Raw genomic sequence first — 14,810 nt, forward strand, 5'->3', positions numbered from 1 at the left:
TCTCAGCCGCCGTATGTCGGGGTCTGTGGACGAGGCGTGGACGGGATCTTGGGGGCAACACCCCAGGTGGCAAGGGCAAAACGACAAGGCCCCCGGGCAGGGTGCCAAGGGGCCATGAACGGGTCAGGTGCCGTCACTCGTACTCGCGGAGCAGGTCCTCGATGCGCCGGTTGGCGACGTCATGGCGCCCGTCGAGGCACTTCGCGTAGCGGGTCAGCAGAACCTCCACGCTGTTACCGGCCCGCTCGGCCACCTCGGTCGGATCGACACCGGCATTGAGCCATGTCGACAGCGCCGAGTGGCGGAGGTCGTAGGGCCGACTCGCGAGCGGCGAGGCAGCTGCGGCCGGCGGGAGCCCGAGAAGCCGAGCCTCCTGCCACACGCGGTAGTAGGTCGAAGACGGAACCACCGAGCCCTTCTCGCTGAAGAACAGGCGTCCGTCGTCCGCCGTGCCGAAGGTGTTCAGGTGCTCACGGAGAACGGCAACCAGGTGCGGCGGGACGGGTACACGCCGAACATCCTCGGCCGGTCGGTTCTTCAGCCCGCGGTCGTCGTGGGTCTCCCCCGAATCAGTCCACTGCTTACCGGCTGACGGCCGAGTCCGATGCAGGAGTGCCGAGCCCCAGCCCTTCTCGGGAAGGGTGAGGTCCGTCTCGACCAGGCCAACGGCTTCTGCCGGGCGAAGGCCACCGAAATACATCGCGGCGAAGAAGCCGACGAGTCGACGACCGCGAGCGCGCCGATATCCACCGACGTAGGAAACGGCCGTCAGGAGGTTGCGAGCCTGCTCCGGGTTGACGACGACGCGGGGGTCGACCTGGCTGGACACCTTCGGCTTCTGCCAGCGAACAGCCGTGATCGGGTTCTCCCGCAGCTCCCCCAGGTCCACCGCGTAGTTCGCAGCATTCACGAGGGTCCGCCGCTTACGCCGCACGGTTTCCGCAGCGGCCGCAGTGCCGTCGAGCTTGAGCTTCAGAGCGTCGAGCACCGCACGGGCCGTCGCAGGCTCGGCGAGATCACCGAGCGGCCGAGAGGCCTTGGACACCCAGTGAAGGACGTTCATCACCTCGTCCGGCACCTCTCGCTCGCCAGGCCGCGGAAGAACAAAGGCCCAGTTGCGCAGCGCTCTACGGATCGACTCGTCGGCCGGCCGCCCGGGGCGGTTCTCAAGGAGTTCCACCGTCACGCTGGTGAGCGATTCGTTGATGCCGTCTCGCGTATTGGGGGCGGCATGAGGCCATTTCATCGCGAGGTACCTGAGGGCGAAGTCGTACCAAGACACAGCCGACTTCTTCTCCTCCATCGAGGCAGGGAGACCGGACTCGGTATCGAACTCTTCGCCGTCCCGCATCGCTCGCATGAGCTTCGTGCGGTAATGATCGGCGAGCGCTTTGGTACGGAATGACTCCGAGAAGGCGTTGCCCGCCACGGACCAGCGGACACCGTACGAAGGCGTCTTGGTATCCCGCTTACGGACGCTCCAGACCTTCACATCGAGAGACTTCACGCAGCCGTCTCCAGTCCGCGGAGCCAGGTGTCGAAGTCACTCCGCCACACTCGAAGCTCTCCGTTGGGAAGCTTGAACGCGGTCGGCCCATGCCCCAACTCCCGCCAGCGGTAAAAAGTGCGCCGCGACACCCCGCCCAGGGCAGCGAGGATCTGTGGCACGGTCATCAGCTCGTCCTTCACAGCAGTTCATCCCCTTGGGCTTCGAGTTCGGCGCGGAGTTCGCGTGCGTGTTCGCGGTTGTGCTGGATGTCGCGGCGGATGTTGGCGGCGAGCCAGGATTCGCCGGGGGTGGCGCCGTGGCCGGCGTAGGCCCAGTGGGCGACGACGAGGACGGTGGACTCGGGGTGTTCGTCGGGGTCGGGGAGGCCGAGGGCGGTGCGTTGCTGGGCGGCGCGGTAGTCGGCGCGGACCTGGCGTAAGGCGCCGAGGGTGGTGGAGTAGGCGCGGGATTTGGTGGAGAAGTGGCCGCGGAAGCCGAGCATGTGGGCCCAGGCGCGGAGGCGCCGGTCGGGGTATGCGGCGTCGAGGTCCATGCAGGCTTCCATCAGGCGCCGGGGGTGGTCGGGGACGTCGAGGAGGATCAGGGCTTCCTTGTTGCCGACGCGTTGGTCGACGGCGCCGGTCGTTTCGGCGGCTTTGGTGGCGTACTTGGCGACGTAGGCGGCGACGGCCTGCTCGGTGAGCTCTTCGCCCTGGCCGAAGGCGCCGATGGGCTGGACGTCGAGCTGGGTGCCCCAGGTGAGCGTCAGGTCCTGGCCGACGCCGTGCGCGGGGGCGGCGGGGACGACGACCTGGACGCGGGCGGCGGCGGCGTGGATGGCGTCGGTGAGGAGGTCGAGGGCGGCCCAGGCCGGGGGCGGGGTGTGGGGGCCCCGGGGGCCGTCGAAGCGGATGACGGCGTGGAAGTGGACGGCGCCGCGTTTCTGGTACTCGGCGACTTTGCCGAAGGAGACGCGGGACTGTTCGCGGGCTGCTTTCTGGGTGAGACCGGCGCGGGCGGCGATCTCGCGGCGGAGGTAGATCGTGAAGTACCGCCACAGCTCGGAGGCGTGGTTGTTCCAGAGGACGGCGGCCGCGTAGTCGTAGGTGTCGGGGTGGAGCGGGGTGCCCAGTTCCGGGGCGACCTCGATGTGGCGGGTGCCGCAGCGGCAGGAGCGGGTGCCGGGCCGGTTGTGGACGGGGCCGAAGGACGGGGCGGTGAGGGTGGCAAAGACACGCGGGTGGTCGCGGATCGTGTCGGGGGTGCCCTTGTCGGGGTTACCGATGAGGCCGGCGCGGATGAGGTGGTAGGTGTCTCCGGCGTAGGTCCAGGCGCAGGAGGGGCAGCGGGAGGCCCGGCGGTTGCCGCAGGCGACGCGCAGGACGCCGCCCGGTTCGGCGTCGGTGTTGTAGGCGTGGAGGACGGTCTTGGTGGCGGGGTCGAGGGTTTTGGTGCCGCCGGTGAGGCGGATGGGGGCGGTGCAGCCGCCGGTGCGTCGGAGTTGTTCGGTGAGGCGGTCGAAGCCGGGAGACCCGGCCATCCGGAGCAGGTCGCTCAGGGTGGCCGGGTCCAGGCCCGCCTGGAGGGCGGCGTGGGTCAAGGTGGTCACTTCCCGGCGCGGGTGAGGGCGGCGGGGAAGGTGCGGCCGAGGCCCCGGCAGGTGGGGCAGTGGACGGGGATGGTGTCCCGGGTGCCGTCGGCGGTGGGGAGGCCGGTGGTGATGGTGGCGGTGGCGAAGCCGTCGCAGTCGCGGCAGACGCGCGGGGTCGAGGTCTGGGGCATCATGAGCTGTCCCTTTCGGGTCCGTTGGATCTGGGATGGGTTCAGGCGCCCGGGGCGGCGGAAGTTTGGCGACCGAGGCCGTCCCGGGGGCCGCTTAGCGTGTGTTGCGCCTGCCGTGGCCCTTGGCCGCGTACATCGCCGCGTCGGCGGCCGAGAGGGCGTCGGTGAGGACCGGCACCGGCAGGCGGTCGCGGTGGCAGTGGCCGACCGACGCGGAGACCGGCAGGACCCGGCCGTTGTGGGTGACCGGCTGGTCCAGGGCGGCGTGGAGGGCGAAGAGGCCGGCGGTGTGGCCGGGGTCGGTGACGATGGCAGCAAACTCGTCTCCGCCGAGGCGGGCGGCAATGCCGTGACGTCCGTACCAGTCGCTCAGACGCCGAGCGGTTTCGGTGAGGACCGCGTCTCCGGCGGCGTGGCCGTGGGTGTCGTTGGTGGCCTTGAAGTCGTCCAGGTCGACCAGGAGCACGAGCGCGTTCGCGTGCTTGGCCAGGAGGTGTTCGGCGCGGGTGGTCCATCCGGCACGGGTGTGGAGGCCGGTCAGGGGGTCGCGGCGGGCGGTGGCCAGGCGGCGCCAGAGCAGTCCTCCATGCAGGGCCCACCCGAGGGCCGGTAAGCCCGCGGCGGCAATCGTCTGCGTGTCCACGGGGGTCACCGTCCCTTGCGGCGGTTGCGGATGGGCGGGATGGCGTCGTAGGCGTCGCGGCCCTGCTGGAACGAGGCCCTGTCGGCGTCGCTGACGGGGGTGGTGCCGAGCTGGCGGGTGATGCGGCCGACGGTCTTGCGGTCGCCGTGGCGCTTGGCGATGGCGTACTCGCGGCCCAGTTCCGCCATCTGCGGGTTGGCCGGGGTGTCGTTGGACTTGCGGCTGAACAGGCCCATGTCAGTGCTTCCTTTCCTGGTTCATCAGGGACTTGAGGACGACGGCGCACACGGAGACGGAGACGCCGGTGATGGCGACGGCGAGGAGCATGGAGACCAGGACGGCGCCGACGACCAGGACGACGGCGCCACCGCCGGCGGCAAGGGCGAGCGCGCGGCCCGAGGTGAGCTGAACCGTGGTCCGGGGCGAGGTGACCGGCACCGGGGCGGGGGCGGGGGCGTGCCCGCCGGGCGTCGGCTCGACGGCGGTCGTGGGGGCGGTGGGCTGGAGGAGCGGGGTGACGATGCCGGTCGGGAGCGGGTTGACCGGGATGCGGGGCTGGAGCATGACTGGGTCTCCCTACTTGGTGATCGGGTCGATGAGCGGGGTGAGGAGGCTGTCGGCAAGGAGGTAGCCGCCGAGGAGGAGGACGGCAACGAGCCACCAGGGCGGGCGGATGAGCTTGATGCCGAGGCCGCCGACGACGATCAGGGCGAGCCAGAGCGGGACGTCCATGACGCGTTCTCCTTGAGGGTCAGCGGGCGGTGCAGCGGTGGGTGCGGGCGGCGAGTTCGGCGGCGGCACGGGTGTTGTAGTCGGCGGAGAAGTCGCAGCGCGGGGCGGTGCACACGGCGGTGTGCTTGGTCCGGCCCCGGCCGTCGTAGTGGGTGCCGACCTGGACCGGGCCGATGCGGATCACGTGGTGGAAGCGGTTCGGCCGCGGCATGGCGGTCAGCCCTCCTTGACGAAGTCGTCGGTGTGGTCGCTGAGCCACTGCCGGATCTCGGAGAGTTCGTCGTCGGTGGCCTGGTTGAACGCCGCTTCCGCGATGGCGACGGCATCCACAAACCGGTTGCTGCGGGTGAGTTCGGCCGAGCGCTCCAGAGCGCAGCGGATGGACGGGCGCATGAGTGGCTTCCTCTCAGAGGGGGTCAGGTGAGCTGGACAGCGATCGAGTCGGCCAGCGGTGCCGGGACGCCGAGGCGGGCGCGGAGGGTGGCCGCGTCGATCGGGGCACCGGTCTGTGTGTGATGGGCGTCCGCGATCTTCCGGGCGTGGTCGAGCAGCGCGGGCGGCACGGACGCGGCCGACGTCGCGGAAGCGGGCTCCGGGAGCACTTCCTGAGGTGTGGGTTCGGCCGGCGGAAGTTCGGGGGCCGGTTCCGGGACGCGTTCCACTGTGAGTTCCGACGTGGGTTCGGGATCAGGCTCGTCCAGGGGCTCGGGCTTTGGCGCCGGGGTAGGAGCATGGGCGAGGAGGGTGCCGCCGAGGAAGGCGAGGGCGGGCCACCCTGCGACGAGGATGCGCAGCCAGTCAGGGACGTCGCTCATGTCGAGGAGTCCGGCGGTGGCGACGTTGGCACCGAGCGATGCGATCAGGGCGATGGCGAACCAGAGCCAGGCGTCACGGCTGCTGCCGTGATTGCGCATCCGGCGCCAGGCGGCGACGAGGAGCAGGTCGACGCTGACCGGGTAAGCCCACGCCTTCCAGCCGTCCTGTCCTGCCGCGGCTGCCAGGTCGTGCAGGTGGGCGAAGGACAGGGCACCGGCGATGACGGCCTGGATGAGGACGGCGTCGAGGCGGAGGGTACGGAACACGAGGTCACCTCCTTTCGGGCATAGGTCGGGTAGGGACCTGGCGTGAGACGGTCACGCCGACCGAAGAGAGAGGTGGCAGCTAGGTGGTCGCCGGAATCGGCTTCAGCAGTGGGACAGGCCCAGGAGCCCCGGCGGCGGTGGGGACCACCGGCCGGAAGGGGGCGAGGCACGGAACGTCCGGAGTGAGGTGGGCGCACTCGGCGCAGATGGCAGCGGCGTCGGCCGTGCTCAGTTCGGGGGTGCGGATGCGGGACCAGCCGCCGGAGGTGTCTCCGGCCACGGCGAGGCCGGGCAGGTCGGGCGGGATCGAGGTCACGGCCACGACGGCGTCGGGGGCGATGTCGGCGAGGCCCATTTCGGCGGTCTGCTTGTCGTTGACGCGGTGCACCACGCGTCCGGTGAGCTGGGCGCGCAGGGCGGTGGCGCCCTTGCCGAGGTCGGAGCCGAAGCGCTGCCCGCAGACTTCGAGGAAGATGCCGGCGGCGCGGGCCATCTGCCCGAGGCGGATCAGCTGGGTGACCATCCGGTCCCGGCGTTCCTCGTCCTTCTTGGTCGCCACGAGGAACAGTTCCGCGACCTCGTCCACGAGCAGCACGACCGGCACCGGGCGGACGGCGTCGGGCAGTTCCCACACATCCGCGGCGCCGTGCTCGCTCAGCAGGTCGAACCGGTCTTCCATCTCGTCCACAAGCGCGTCCAGGAGACCGGATGCTTCCTCGGGTGTGATGGCGAGCGCGGACAGGCGGGGCGCGTATCGCTGCTGTTCGACGCCCCGCTTGCAGTCGATCCCGACCAGGGCGACCCGGAGCCGGGCGAGCCCGGCGATCAGGTTGCGCTGATACATCGACTTGCCCGACTGGTTCGCGCCGAGCGTCAGCGCGTGCGGGACCTTCAGGTAGTCGCGGACGAACGCGGTGCCGTCCTCCCGCAGAGCAACCGGAACCGTCATGGGACCGGAAGAGGCGGGGCGGGGCATCTTCACCCGGCGCAGGACGTCGTAGCCGGTCATCCGCAGCTCCACGAACCCCGGCTTCACTTCCGCCACGTTGACGGAGTGGACGCCCCAGGCGTGCCGCAGCCGCTCGGAGGCCGCGATCACGTCGGAGGGCTCCAGACCGGCCGGGAGGCGGAGGGTGACCCGCATGCCGGTCGAGGAACCCCGCACCCGGCGGACCTTCGGTGGCACCGGCTGGACATCCGCGCGGCGGGCCACGTTGCGGACCACGAACGCCCGCAGACGCGACGGCTGAACCGTCAGCCCGCACACGTCCATCGTGGAGCGATACGTCACCGCGAACCGGACCCGGGCCACCGGCAGACCCACCAGCGACCAGAACACCCGCGGCGCCCGGACCTTCGCGTAGCCGAGACCGCCGGCGGTTCCGGCGAGCGGGAGGCCGACCTCCCATAACGTCGCGACGTCGGTCATGGTCAGGACCCCATCGGGGTGACCGCGACCGCGCGGAACGAGATGCCGTGACGGGTCTGCCCGTTGAACGTGTTCTCCCAGTCCCGGGCCTTGAGGCCGATTACCGACACCGGCATGCCCGGCGCGAGCCCGTCGGGGAGACCGGTCTCCGGAACGGTCACCTGGTAGAGGTTGCCCTCCCCCTCGTCCGAGATCAGCAGACCCACCGTGGACAGCCCCGCACCGGTCTCCCGGTCCATGGCGCGCTCACCGGTCTGCTTGCTCACGAGCTTCGGCGCGGGAGCCGTGGCCACGAACACCACAGCGGTCGACGTGTCGATCTTGAAGGACGGCATCAGCACTCCCTACGTTGTTGGGCAGCCCGAACTGGAACCGCCGGCTCGCTGTCCTAGGACTGCGAGCGATTGAGTAGATAGTGGCCCGTAGTCCTAGGACTGTCAACAGTCCTAGGACTGTGTTTGACTTGTTCCTGTCGAGAGGGGTACGTGATGGCGCCCAAGTGGCGGGAGCTGGCGGACAAGCTGGCCGAGCAGATCAGGAGGGGTGAGTACAAGGCGGGCCAGTCATTGCCGCAGATCAGAGCGCAGGTCGAGGCAGGCGAAGGCTCCAAGGCCACCGTTCATGCCGCGTACAAGGCTCTGGAAGCGGAGGGCCTTGTCACCTCCACGCGGGGCCACGGGACTGTCGTGCGCCAGCAGGTGCCTCTCAAGCGACTCGGCATTGCCCGGTATGACAAGGCGAAGTGGCGTGACGGCGACGAGGTGGCGTTCATCGCGGATCGCGTGGCATCCGGACGGACGTACCGCCGCAACGAACAGACCCAGACGGTCAGCCTTGTTGACGCCCCCGCAGCGGTAGCGACTGCCCATGGGTTGGAGAGCGGAGCTCCGGTTTATGCCCGAGCCCGACTGGTGAAGGAAGGCGACCAGCCGACGCACACCCTGACCAGCTACTACCGCCCCGAGCACGTCGAGGGCACCCGCCTGATCGATCCCACCCCCGGTCCGGCCGGCCGAGGCGGCGGCTACCGAGTCCTGTACGACGCGGGTTACGAGATCGACCACATGAAGGAGTCGCTCTTCGCCCGCACCCCGACAGCAGACGAGACAAAGCTCCTCCAGCTCCCGCCGGGCGAACCCGTGGTCGAGCTACACAGGACGACGTACACGGCTGACGGCACAGTGGTCGAATTCGCCATCGGAGTACATGCGGCTTCCCGCTTCGCGTGGGAGTACGACTTCAAGGTCCCGGACTCGGCGAAGAACAGGAACAGCCAGCAGTGATCTCTACTCAGGACTGGGCCGACACGCAACGTCTGTGGGACTACCACCAGATGGGCCATACGCCCCGGCCTTGCTCAGTGGCAATCGGACTCGGCAGCCACGATCTGGGCGTGGCCGACGCCGCAGTCGACCTGTACAAGCGCGGCATGGCCCCACTCATCATGTTCACCGGGGCGACCAGCCCGACGACCCGGGAACGCATGCCCCGCGGCGAGGCCGTGCACTACCGGGAGCGCGCGATCGAGCTGGGCGTTCCCGCATCGGCGGTGATCGTGGAGCCACGGGCCCGCAACACCGGCGAGAACATCCGCTTCTCGCGGGACCTCCTGGCCGAGGGCGGCATAGAGGTGTCCTCAGTCCTGCTGATCAGCAAGCCCTACGAGGAGCGACGGGCGTACGCCACGGCACGCAAGCTGTGGCTCGAAGTCGAGATTGTCAGCGCTTCAAGTCCTCTGACGCTCCAGGACTACGTTGACTCGATCGGCGACGCCCGCATGGTCATCGACATGCTCGTAGGCGCTCTCCAGCGACTGCTGATCTACCCAGAGCAGGGCTTCATGATCAGCCAGACGGTGGGCCCCGAGGTGCTCGCCTCGTACGCGCGGCTGTGCCGAGGCGGATTCACAAGCCGTCTCCTCAGAGATGCCGGCGGGCGGATCCTAACGAGCACTAACTAGGAGAGCCGGGCCCATCCGCGGGCTTCGTGGCTCGGTCATGTTGTGCAGTGAACCGGTGGAGCAGCCGGATCGCCATGTCGTGGTTGTAGCGCCGGGCAAGCTCGTATGCGCTGGGCCTGTCTTCGAGCGTTGCAGCAGGGTCGCCACCGTAGGCAAGGACGATCGCGGTCAGAGCGCTGTCGATCGGCCGACCCGACTGAAGCGCCGAGTCCCCTTCCAGCTCGATGGCGTGCATCAGCAAGGTCATCCCCCCACAGACCTCGTTCACATCAGTTCCCTCATCCAGGAGACGCGTGAGCGTGGCGTGGTCGCTCGATTCCACGGCTTGGTGAGCGGGTGTCCAAGGCTCGATCTCAAGTATGTTCACCACGGCATGATGCCGGACAGCTCACGATCATGACCGGCCCAGCGGGTACAGCGAGGGGCTGTAGGGAGCTGTTACAGATTTCTCTACCTCATCAAGGCACCCGCCGCGCACGGCGCGGCGCGCGCGGCCCGTCGCCCGGGCCTGCGCTCCTGTCTGCCGCCCCGCTCCAGCCCGGCCGCCGTCCGCACGCCTGACAGCTTGGGTTGATGGGCAGCCAAAGCAGGCCGTCAAGCACGGCAACCGTCACATGGCACGCGTAGCCACGAGCGCTGCCGACTGCGGCCAAGACGGGCGACCAAAAAACGGCCAGCGGCGAGGGAGGGTGGCCTCTTGCGCACGGCCGGCCGACTGCCGGGCCTGAGGAGGGCCAGGCGCCGTACCCCCGCCGTCACGGATGACGAGAGCGTGAGGCGACCGAACCACCGGAGATGGGCGGGCGGGGAGCAGCTGCTGCCGCGAAGTGGCAGAGGCCGTCGTGGTCGCTCCGCGTCGGTACCGGTATCACCGTGGCCGATGAGCGTGTCGTCTAAACACCGGACCTGTGCACGCTCCACGGTATGTAGATCGACGGTAGACGGGATGAGAGCCAGGGCGAGTCTCTGGCGAAGGTCGACAAACCATGGCAGCTCCACCCCGAAGCCACGTCGACCTACTCCTGGATTGGCAGGTCTGGATGGGTAAACACGAAGAGCATGTACGCAACGGCCGCTGCCGTACCCACCGACGAGAGCGCCAGGCCGGTCAGAGGCTGCGCACGGCTGACGCCCTGCCGTGAGGCAGCGCGGTACTCGATAGCACCCAGGACGAGGCCCGTGAGGCCGAGCGGCAGGGCCAGAGCCCAGACGAGCATCCAGAACGGGCAGCAGAACCAGAACGCAACGGAAGCCCCGCCGAAAACGACGGGACGGCTCATCCGCCCAGATTTGTCGCCAGCCGGATCATCAGAGTGGGTCATGCTCTGATCAAAGCAGCAGGACAGGGAGGCTCAGCAGCCGCCCTGACCATCTCCGTGCCCCTCGCGTGCCCGATCCAGCGGGGAGTCACGGGGAACATCGGACTGTCACGCTGTCCGGACACGTGAATGGCCCCCGACCAATCGGCTGGTCAGGGGCCGTTCACCTGCGGTGGGTGTGGGACTTGAACCCACGGTGACTCGCGCCACGACGGTTTTCAAGCCCGTTTAGGTCTGGGTGGAGGCCAGCCAGGAGTGCCCGTGAGCATTCCAAGAACCTGCTAACGCCGTGTTGCTCGAATCTCGCCAACTGCTTCATCGCCAGACGTGAAGGTCGCTAGCGTGCGGGTATGGCAGAGACTCACGACCACTGGCAGGTCGCCTATGCGGCACTGGATAGTTCTACCCTCCTCGCTCTGCTCCCGGTGCTTCAGGCGGGCCGCGAGAAGGCTATGGAGATGCTGAAGATCGAGCTTCGGCATCATGAGCAGATGGAGGGAGCGGACGTCCACACAGCGGAGCTGTGGGGCGAAGCGCTCGTCGCCTTTGACGCCCGTATCGCTGCCGATGACCCTTCGCGGGAGAAGCTTGCGGACCTGCGCGACAAGGTGCAGCAGATGTTGGGCGAACAGGCGGGTCGGACTAAGCAGGCCAAGAGTGAAACTCGGGTCCATGAGTATCTGTGGGCCCATCAGCAGCGTGAGATCTGGATCAAGGAGGAGCTGACCCGGCGGGGTCTGTTGCCCACGTTCTAGAGCTTCACCGTCGTGCCACACGCGTGCCAGATCGTGCGGGGAGCCACGGGGAATGAAGGGCGTTGACGGGATCTGGGCTGTTGATCAGCTCCCGCAACATCTGCGCAGGTCAGCCGCAGCCCGCCCTCCCGCTCTCCTAAAGCGGGTGTTGCAGGTTCGAATCCTGCCGGGGCACCAGTTCAGAAGGGGACCACCTCGAAATCTCCGGAGGTGGCCCCCTTGTGACATCTGGATCCGCCATCAACGGCCGCGGTCGCTGACTACCGACCCGCCTCCCGAGCAGCCAGCCCACGTGGCTCATGACCTCGTGCTGCGTGTCCTGCACGACGTGCGTGTACGCGCCCATCGTGATGCTGATCTGGCCGTACCCGAGAATCTCCATCTCGGCGCGGCGCGTGCGGCCCGTCGTCGGGGCCGCCGGCCCCCGCCTGACGGCTTGGGTTGATGGGCGATGGACTCCGCGGTGGCTGGGGCTGTCGGCACCACGGCTTTAACCACCTCCCCCGGTCAGGGAACCGCGTCGAGCAAGACCAAAGGCCACTCGATCACATTGCGGTCAGGCTCAAGAGCTGACCGAGTTGCCAACCGGCGTATGGCTCCCTGATCCTGCTCGACCCCAGCCCGAGCAGGCCACCGACCGAACCCCTTCACCGACAGTTGGAGCAGGTTTAGGACGTCGATCGCCCAAGCAACCGCTCCTTTTCTTGCTCTGTCATGAATGTCTGATTGTATAGATGCTCGACAAGGGCAGTGAAATTGACTTTGAGTCGATGACACAGGAACTCGATTCCAGCCCGCTCCGTGATTGGGTGCGGAGAATCAGCGATGGCCTGCCTCAACAGGTGTGGCGGCATGAGGAACATGGCCGCGAACGCGTTTGCTCGACGCTCCAATGCCACCGGCGCCCAATTGCCACTCGCGATTGCCAGCCGCTGTCCGCTTGAGCGATCGTACAGGAGGTGGCAAAGTTCGTGCGCTAGCGTGAACCGCCGCACGGCATCCTTCTGGCCGCCAAAGTAGCTTGAATTGAGCGCAATCGTCGGCTTATGGAGAGGCCCGATCAGGCTGCATGCCCTAATGCTTGCATCTTCAAGAGTGGCGGATTTCACCTCAATCCCCAAGCTATCGATGAAGCTCGCCACATCCACAAACTCTCCCGACAATTCAACTTCGAGATCGTCATGCAGAGATTCGGCCAGCTCATACCCTTGCACCCAAGCCGGGATGTGGTCGACTACGGGAGCGCTCTCGAAGGAGTGAACAAGCCGCTCATGTGAAACACCGGACTCATCGAACTGATCAACGAGCATTCGGGAAAGGGCTAGCACATCCGGCTGGGTGACGGATGGGGCAACGCTGCCGAACAAAAGTGCAGCCTGGCAAGAACCCGAAATTACCAGTGGATCATGCCCGTCTGTTTCTAGGGCGGCGCGGGCGGCATCAGGCCGAAGCTGCTCAATGGTCTGCCGAACACCCAGCCATGCCTGCTTGGTCAGATCTCCAAGCCCTGCAGCCGCCTCGTGCTGCCACGTTTGCCAGCCAGCGCGGAGCCCGGCCATCCAGCCGAGTCTGTCCTCTTCCTGCGTCACGTCAGAAAGTCCTGACAGGACAGACGACAGCTTCTGCAGCCTGGCGCTTTCTGGGCGAATCCCCAGAAGGTATTCCGCAGCTTGAGATGTGACTTCAAATAGAGGTTTTGCGACAGCCGCCGGAGGCAGCATGGCTACTCCGCCTGTGGCATTGAAACGGAAGCTATCGCCAGAGCCAGCAAGCGGTTCGTCATCCCAGCTGATCTCGACGGAATCGCGAAGGCGCCGAAAAGTGACGCTAGGCAACAGTCCACCATCCCGCGCAGACCTAATAGAGTGACGCTCGCGCCACTCGTACCATTCTTCCTCCCAAGCGAGCGCTTCCATGTCTGTCGCCAGGCTGGGAGGTAGGCGGGTCGCGTCGAGGGACATGGAGGCAGAAAGGCCTACGTTTCTGTTTGGCAGCCTCTCCTCGTGGAGCAAGGGATTCCAAGAGTTGGCAACCCACTCAAGAAACGACAACAGGTACCAATGTGCACTCTGCAGCGTTTCAGCCTGGTCGGTGTGCGCACAGAGATTCTGGCCATCCACCCAAATTTGGAGCGCCCCCCAAGACTCACTCTCGTCTGGTTCGGCGCCTGCACCAGAATCGGGGTCCGGAATGAATGCCAAGCGGATGGCGAAGGCGTCGGTACTACCGCTAAACCTTTCCCATTTTACCGTCATCTCTAGTTTCGCCTTTTCATCGCTCTGCGTATCGTTCGTGCCGACACGAGATCCTCAGAAATCCACTTTGCTCTAAGTTTGGGCGGCACCTCTTCCCAGGTTACGGGATATCCATGCCACAGATTCCGCTCGACGCTGTGCTGCTGGGCACAGAAGGCTAGAGTGCCATCCGTTGCGTACCGCTTCTTCCCGACAAGGTCACTGGTTGACAGGAGCGTAGGCCCATTGGCGCCTTTGGGGCAGATCGAGCCGTGGCGACCTGGTTGAGGCAGCGGCTTGTGCTTGGCGTTGGGCTCGTAGGTAAGGGGAAGATCCTCTGCCGCCTGGCCCTCGTCGGTTGAATCACCCATCTGACTCCTTCCGCCCTCCCCTGCAAGTAGTCGCCAGGGCCAGCATGGCAGAGCGTCGCAAGAGGCGGCAGAGTTCGCCCCGCATGGCTCTCTATGTGCTTCAGATCGCAGCATGGCCAGGTCTCGGCGTAGAACCGGATAGCTCCAGGCCCTGGGCTGGTGGGTGCAGGGCCGTCTGTGGTCCGTGTGAGGGGACTCAAGGGTGACCGGTGGCGACCCATAGTGACGGGCCGCTACGAGGGTGATCCCGGAAGTCGCAGGTCAGCGGGCCCCACCTACTGGTTCGCCCGCCCCCAGGGTTGGCAGCAGACAACATGGGTGTCTCTCACCAGCAGGGTCCTGGCGCCCATTGGTGACGGGCATGCTCGCCCTGGGTCCGAAGCGGGAACGAGGGGGTCATGACCATCGACCAGAAGGCAGCACAGGAGTTGGCCGGCCGGGCTCATGAGGTGGGGCGGGCGTCTGGGCGGGAGCGTTGGCGCGACGTGCTGCAGCGGATGAGCCGCGGGCGGTTCGGGCGGCGACGTGGATGGGTGAGCGAGCCGGAGCTAGACACGCCTTGGCAGGACACCGCCTCTGGGGAGAGGCATGGCTGGCGTGAGCGTGCAGCCAATCTGGATGGCGAGGTCGCGTTCAGCGTCGATTACCTGGTCTGCCAGGACTGTCAGCTCGGGTGGGTCGAGCAGCCGTACACGCTGCCGGAGTACCAGCGGTGCGGTCTGGCCTCCGCCGGCCTCGCGGCGCTGCGCATCGAGCACGAAGGCTTGTCTTGGCACACCCTTGGTGGGCACCTCCGCAGTTCCAAAGAGTTCTGGGCGGCCGTAGGGGCCGACGTGTCCGGCGGGTACCAACAGCGCGTCCTCTGTCCCCACATCACTACCTGGTGAGGCCCAACAGCACCGTCGCGAGATGCGGCCTATTCGTGGACCGACAGGGCCTGGCCACCCACTCGTAGGCCGCTGACCTGCGCAGACACCTGAGACTCACGCGCCCTCCGGAGCCGTGTGCGCAGGT

Annotated in this window: 20 protein-coding genes, 1 tRNA gene and 1 pseudogene; 5 read left to right on the forward strand and 17 right to left on the reverse strand. The window is 67.2% G+C overall.

All coding sequences use genetic code 11. The annotated features are described in order from the left end of the window. Positions 1-133: 133 nt before the first annotated feature. The 13 genes from IE311_RS26055 to IE311_RS26115 all read right to left on the reverse strand — a co-directional run bounded on the left by IE311_RS26055 (position 134) and on the right by IE311_RS26115 (position 7,492). Positions 134-1,507 (reverse strand): tyrosine-type recombinase/integrase, encoded by a 1,374-nt coding sequence (locus tag IE311_RS26055; protein ID WP_189834251.1) that lies wholly within the window; start codon positions 1,505-1,507, stop codon positions 134-136. Further along, the gene (locus IE311_RS26060; protein ID WP_189834321.1) at positions 1,504-1,674 is read right to left on the reverse strand and encodes a helix-turn-helix transcriptional regulator; all 171 of its coding nucleotides are present in this window, start codon (positions 1,672-1,674) and stop codon (positions 1,504-1,506) included. The genes IE311_RS26055 and IE311_RS26060 overlap by 4 nt, the downstream gene beginning before the upstream one ends. Positions 1,675-1,685: 11 nt before the next feature. After that, the gene (gene repSA / locus IE311_RS26065) at positions 1,686-3,089 is read right to left on the reverse strand and encodes a replication initiator protein RepSA (RefSeq protein WP_308439827.1); all 1,404 of its coding nucleotides are present in this window, start codon (positions 3,087-3,089) and stop codon (positions 1,686-1,688) included. Between the two features lie 5 nt (positions 3,090-3,094). Next, complete coding sequence (locus IE311_RS26070) at positions 3,095-3,274, reverse strand: hypothetical protein (RefSeq protein WP_189834334.1); 180 nt, start codon at positions 3,272-3,274, stop codon at positions 3,095-3,097. A 91-nt stretch (positions 3,275-3,365) separates the two neighbouring features. Further along, positions 3,366-3,914 carry a GGDEF domain-containing protein gene (locus tag IE311_RS26075; RefSeq protein WP_189834252.1) on the reverse strand — a complete coding sequence of 183 codons (549 nt, stop codon included), beginning with the start codon at positions 3,912-3,914 and terminating at the stop codon, positions 3,366-3,368. A 5-nt stretch (positions 3,915-3,919) separates the two neighbouring features. Further along, on the reverse strand, positions 3,920-4,150 hold the full coding sequence (locus IE311_RS26080) for a hypothetical protein (RefSeq protein WP_189834253.1): 231 nt from the start codon (positions 4,148-4,150) through the stop codon (positions 3,920-3,922). A gap of 1 nt (position 4,151) precedes the next feature. Further along, on the reverse strand, positions 4,152-4,478 hold the full coding sequence (locus IE311_RS26085) for a SpdD-like protein (RefSeq protein WP_189834254.1): 327 nt from the start codon (positions 4,476-4,478) through the stop codon (positions 4,152-4,154). A 12-nt stretch (positions 4,479-4,490) separates the two neighbouring features. Next, positions 4,491-4,646 carry a hypothetical protein gene (locus IE311_RS26090; RefSeq protein WP_189834255.1) on the reverse strand — a complete coding sequence of 52 codons (156 nt, stop codon included), beginning with the start codon at positions 4,644-4,646 and terminating at the stop codon, positions 4,491-4,493. Positions 4,647-4,665: 19 nt separating this feature from the next. After that, a complete protein-coding gene (locus tag IE311_RS26095; RefSeq protein ID WP_189834256.1) occupies positions 4,666-4,857 on the reverse strand; it encodes a mobile element transfer protein in 192 nt (63 codons plus the stop codon). A gap of 5 nt (positions 4,858-4,862) precedes the next feature. Beyond that, positions 4,863-5,039, reverse strand: a complete 177-nt coding sequence (locus IE311_RS26100; RefSeq protein WP_189834257.1) for a hypothetical protein — start codon at positions 5,037-5,039, stop codon at positions 4,863-4,865. 23 nt (positions 5,040-5,062) lie between these two features. Continuing rightward, a complete protein-coding gene (locus tag IE311_RS26105) occupies positions 5,063-5,728 on the reverse strand; it encodes a DUF2637 domain-containing protein (protein WP_189834258.1) in 666 nt (221 codons plus the stop codon). A 79-nt stretch (positions 5,729-5,807) separates the two neighbouring features. Then, positions 5,808-7,157, reverse strand: coding sequence for an FtsK/SpoIIIE domain-containing protein (locus IE311_RS26110; protein ID WP_189834259.1), 1,350 nt, complete (start codon positions 7,155-7,157; stop codon positions 5,808-5,810). Between the two features lie 2 nt (positions 7,158-7,159). Then, complete coding sequence (locus tag IE311_RS26115) at positions 7,160-7,492, reverse strand: SCO3933 family regulatory protein (protein WP_189834260.1); 333 nt, start codon at positions 7,490-7,492, stop codon at positions 7,160-7,162. Positions 7,493-7,645: 153 nt separating this feature from the next. On the opposite strand from IE311_RS26115, the gene IE311_RS26120 reads away from it, so the two are divergent. Both IE311_RS26120 and IE311_RS26125 read left to right on the forward strand, forming a co-directional pair. Then, complete coding sequence (locus tag IE311_RS26120) at positions 7,646-8,440, forward strand: GntR family transcriptional regulator (protein ID WP_189834261.1); 795 nt, start codon at positions 7,646-7,648, stop codon at positions 8,438-8,440. Continuing rightward, on the forward strand, positions 8,437-9,117 hold the full coding sequence (locus IE311_RS26125; protein ID WP_189834262.1) for a YdcF family protein: 681 nt from the start codon (positions 8,437-8,439) through the stop codon (positions 9,115-9,117). The genes IE311_RS26120 and IE311_RS26125 overlap by 4 nt, the downstream gene beginning before the upstream one ends. Here IE311_RS26125 and IE311_RS26130 read toward each other — a convergent pair. After that, positions 9,110-9,484 (reverse strand): ankyrin repeat domain-containing protein, encoded by a 375-nt coding sequence (locus tag IE311_RS26130; RefSeq protein ID WP_229902164.1) that lies wholly within the window; start codon positions 9,482-9,484, stop codon positions 9,110-9,112. The genes IE311_RS26125 and IE311_RS26130 overlap by 8 nt on opposite strands. 649 nt (positions 9,485-10,133) lie before the next feature. Further along, positions 10,134-10,439, reverse strand: coding sequence for a hypothetical protein (locus IE311_RS26135; RefSeq protein ID WP_229902165.1), 306 nt, complete (start codon positions 10,437-10,439; stop codon positions 10,134-10,136). A gap of 347 nt (positions 10,440-10,786) precedes the next feature. Between IE311_RS26135 and IE311_RS26140 the strand changes: the two genes are divergently transcribed. Both IE311_RS26140 and IE311_RS26145 read left to right on the forward strand, forming a co-directional pair. Then, positions 10,787-11,191 (forward strand): hypothetical protein, encoded by a 405-nt coding sequence (locus IE311_RS26140; protein ID WP_189834263.1) that lies wholly within the window; start codon positions 10,787-10,789, stop codon positions 11,189-11,191. A gap of 87 nt (positions 11,192-11,278) precedes the next feature. Further along, positions 11,279-11,368 (forward strand) — tRNA-OTHER (locus IE311_RS26145). Between the two features lie 91 nt (positions 11,369-11,459). Here the strand turns inward: IE311_RS26145 and IE311_RS37460 are convergent. Both IE311_RS37460 and IE311_RS26150 read right to left on the reverse strand, forming a co-directional pair. After that, positions 11,460-11,582 (reverse strand): annotated as a pseudogene (locus IE311_RS37460) (site-specific integrase); the annotation flags it as partial. Between the two features lie 277 nt (positions 11,583-11,859). Continuing rightward, positions 11,860-13,446, reverse strand: a complete 1,587-nt coding sequence (locus IE311_RS26150; RefSeq protein WP_189834264.1) for an ImmA/IrrE family metallo-endopeptidase — start codon at positions 13,444-13,446, stop codon at positions 11,860-11,862. Positions 13,447-14,194: 748 nt separating this feature from the next. On the opposite strand from IE311_RS26150, the gene IE311_RS36840 reads away from it, so the two are divergent. Further along, entirely contained in the window at positions 14,195-14,683 is a 489-nt protein-coding gene (locus IE311_RS36840) for a hypothetical protein (protein ID WP_229902166.1), read from the forward strand. Positions 14,684-14,810: the final 127 nt, after the last annotated feature.

Source organism: Streptomyces zaomyceticus (assembly GCF_014656215.1).
In the GTDB taxonomy this organism is placed as follows: Bacteria; Actinomycetota; Actinomycetes; order Streptomycetales; family Streptomycetaceae; genus Streptomyces; species Streptomyces zaomyceticus.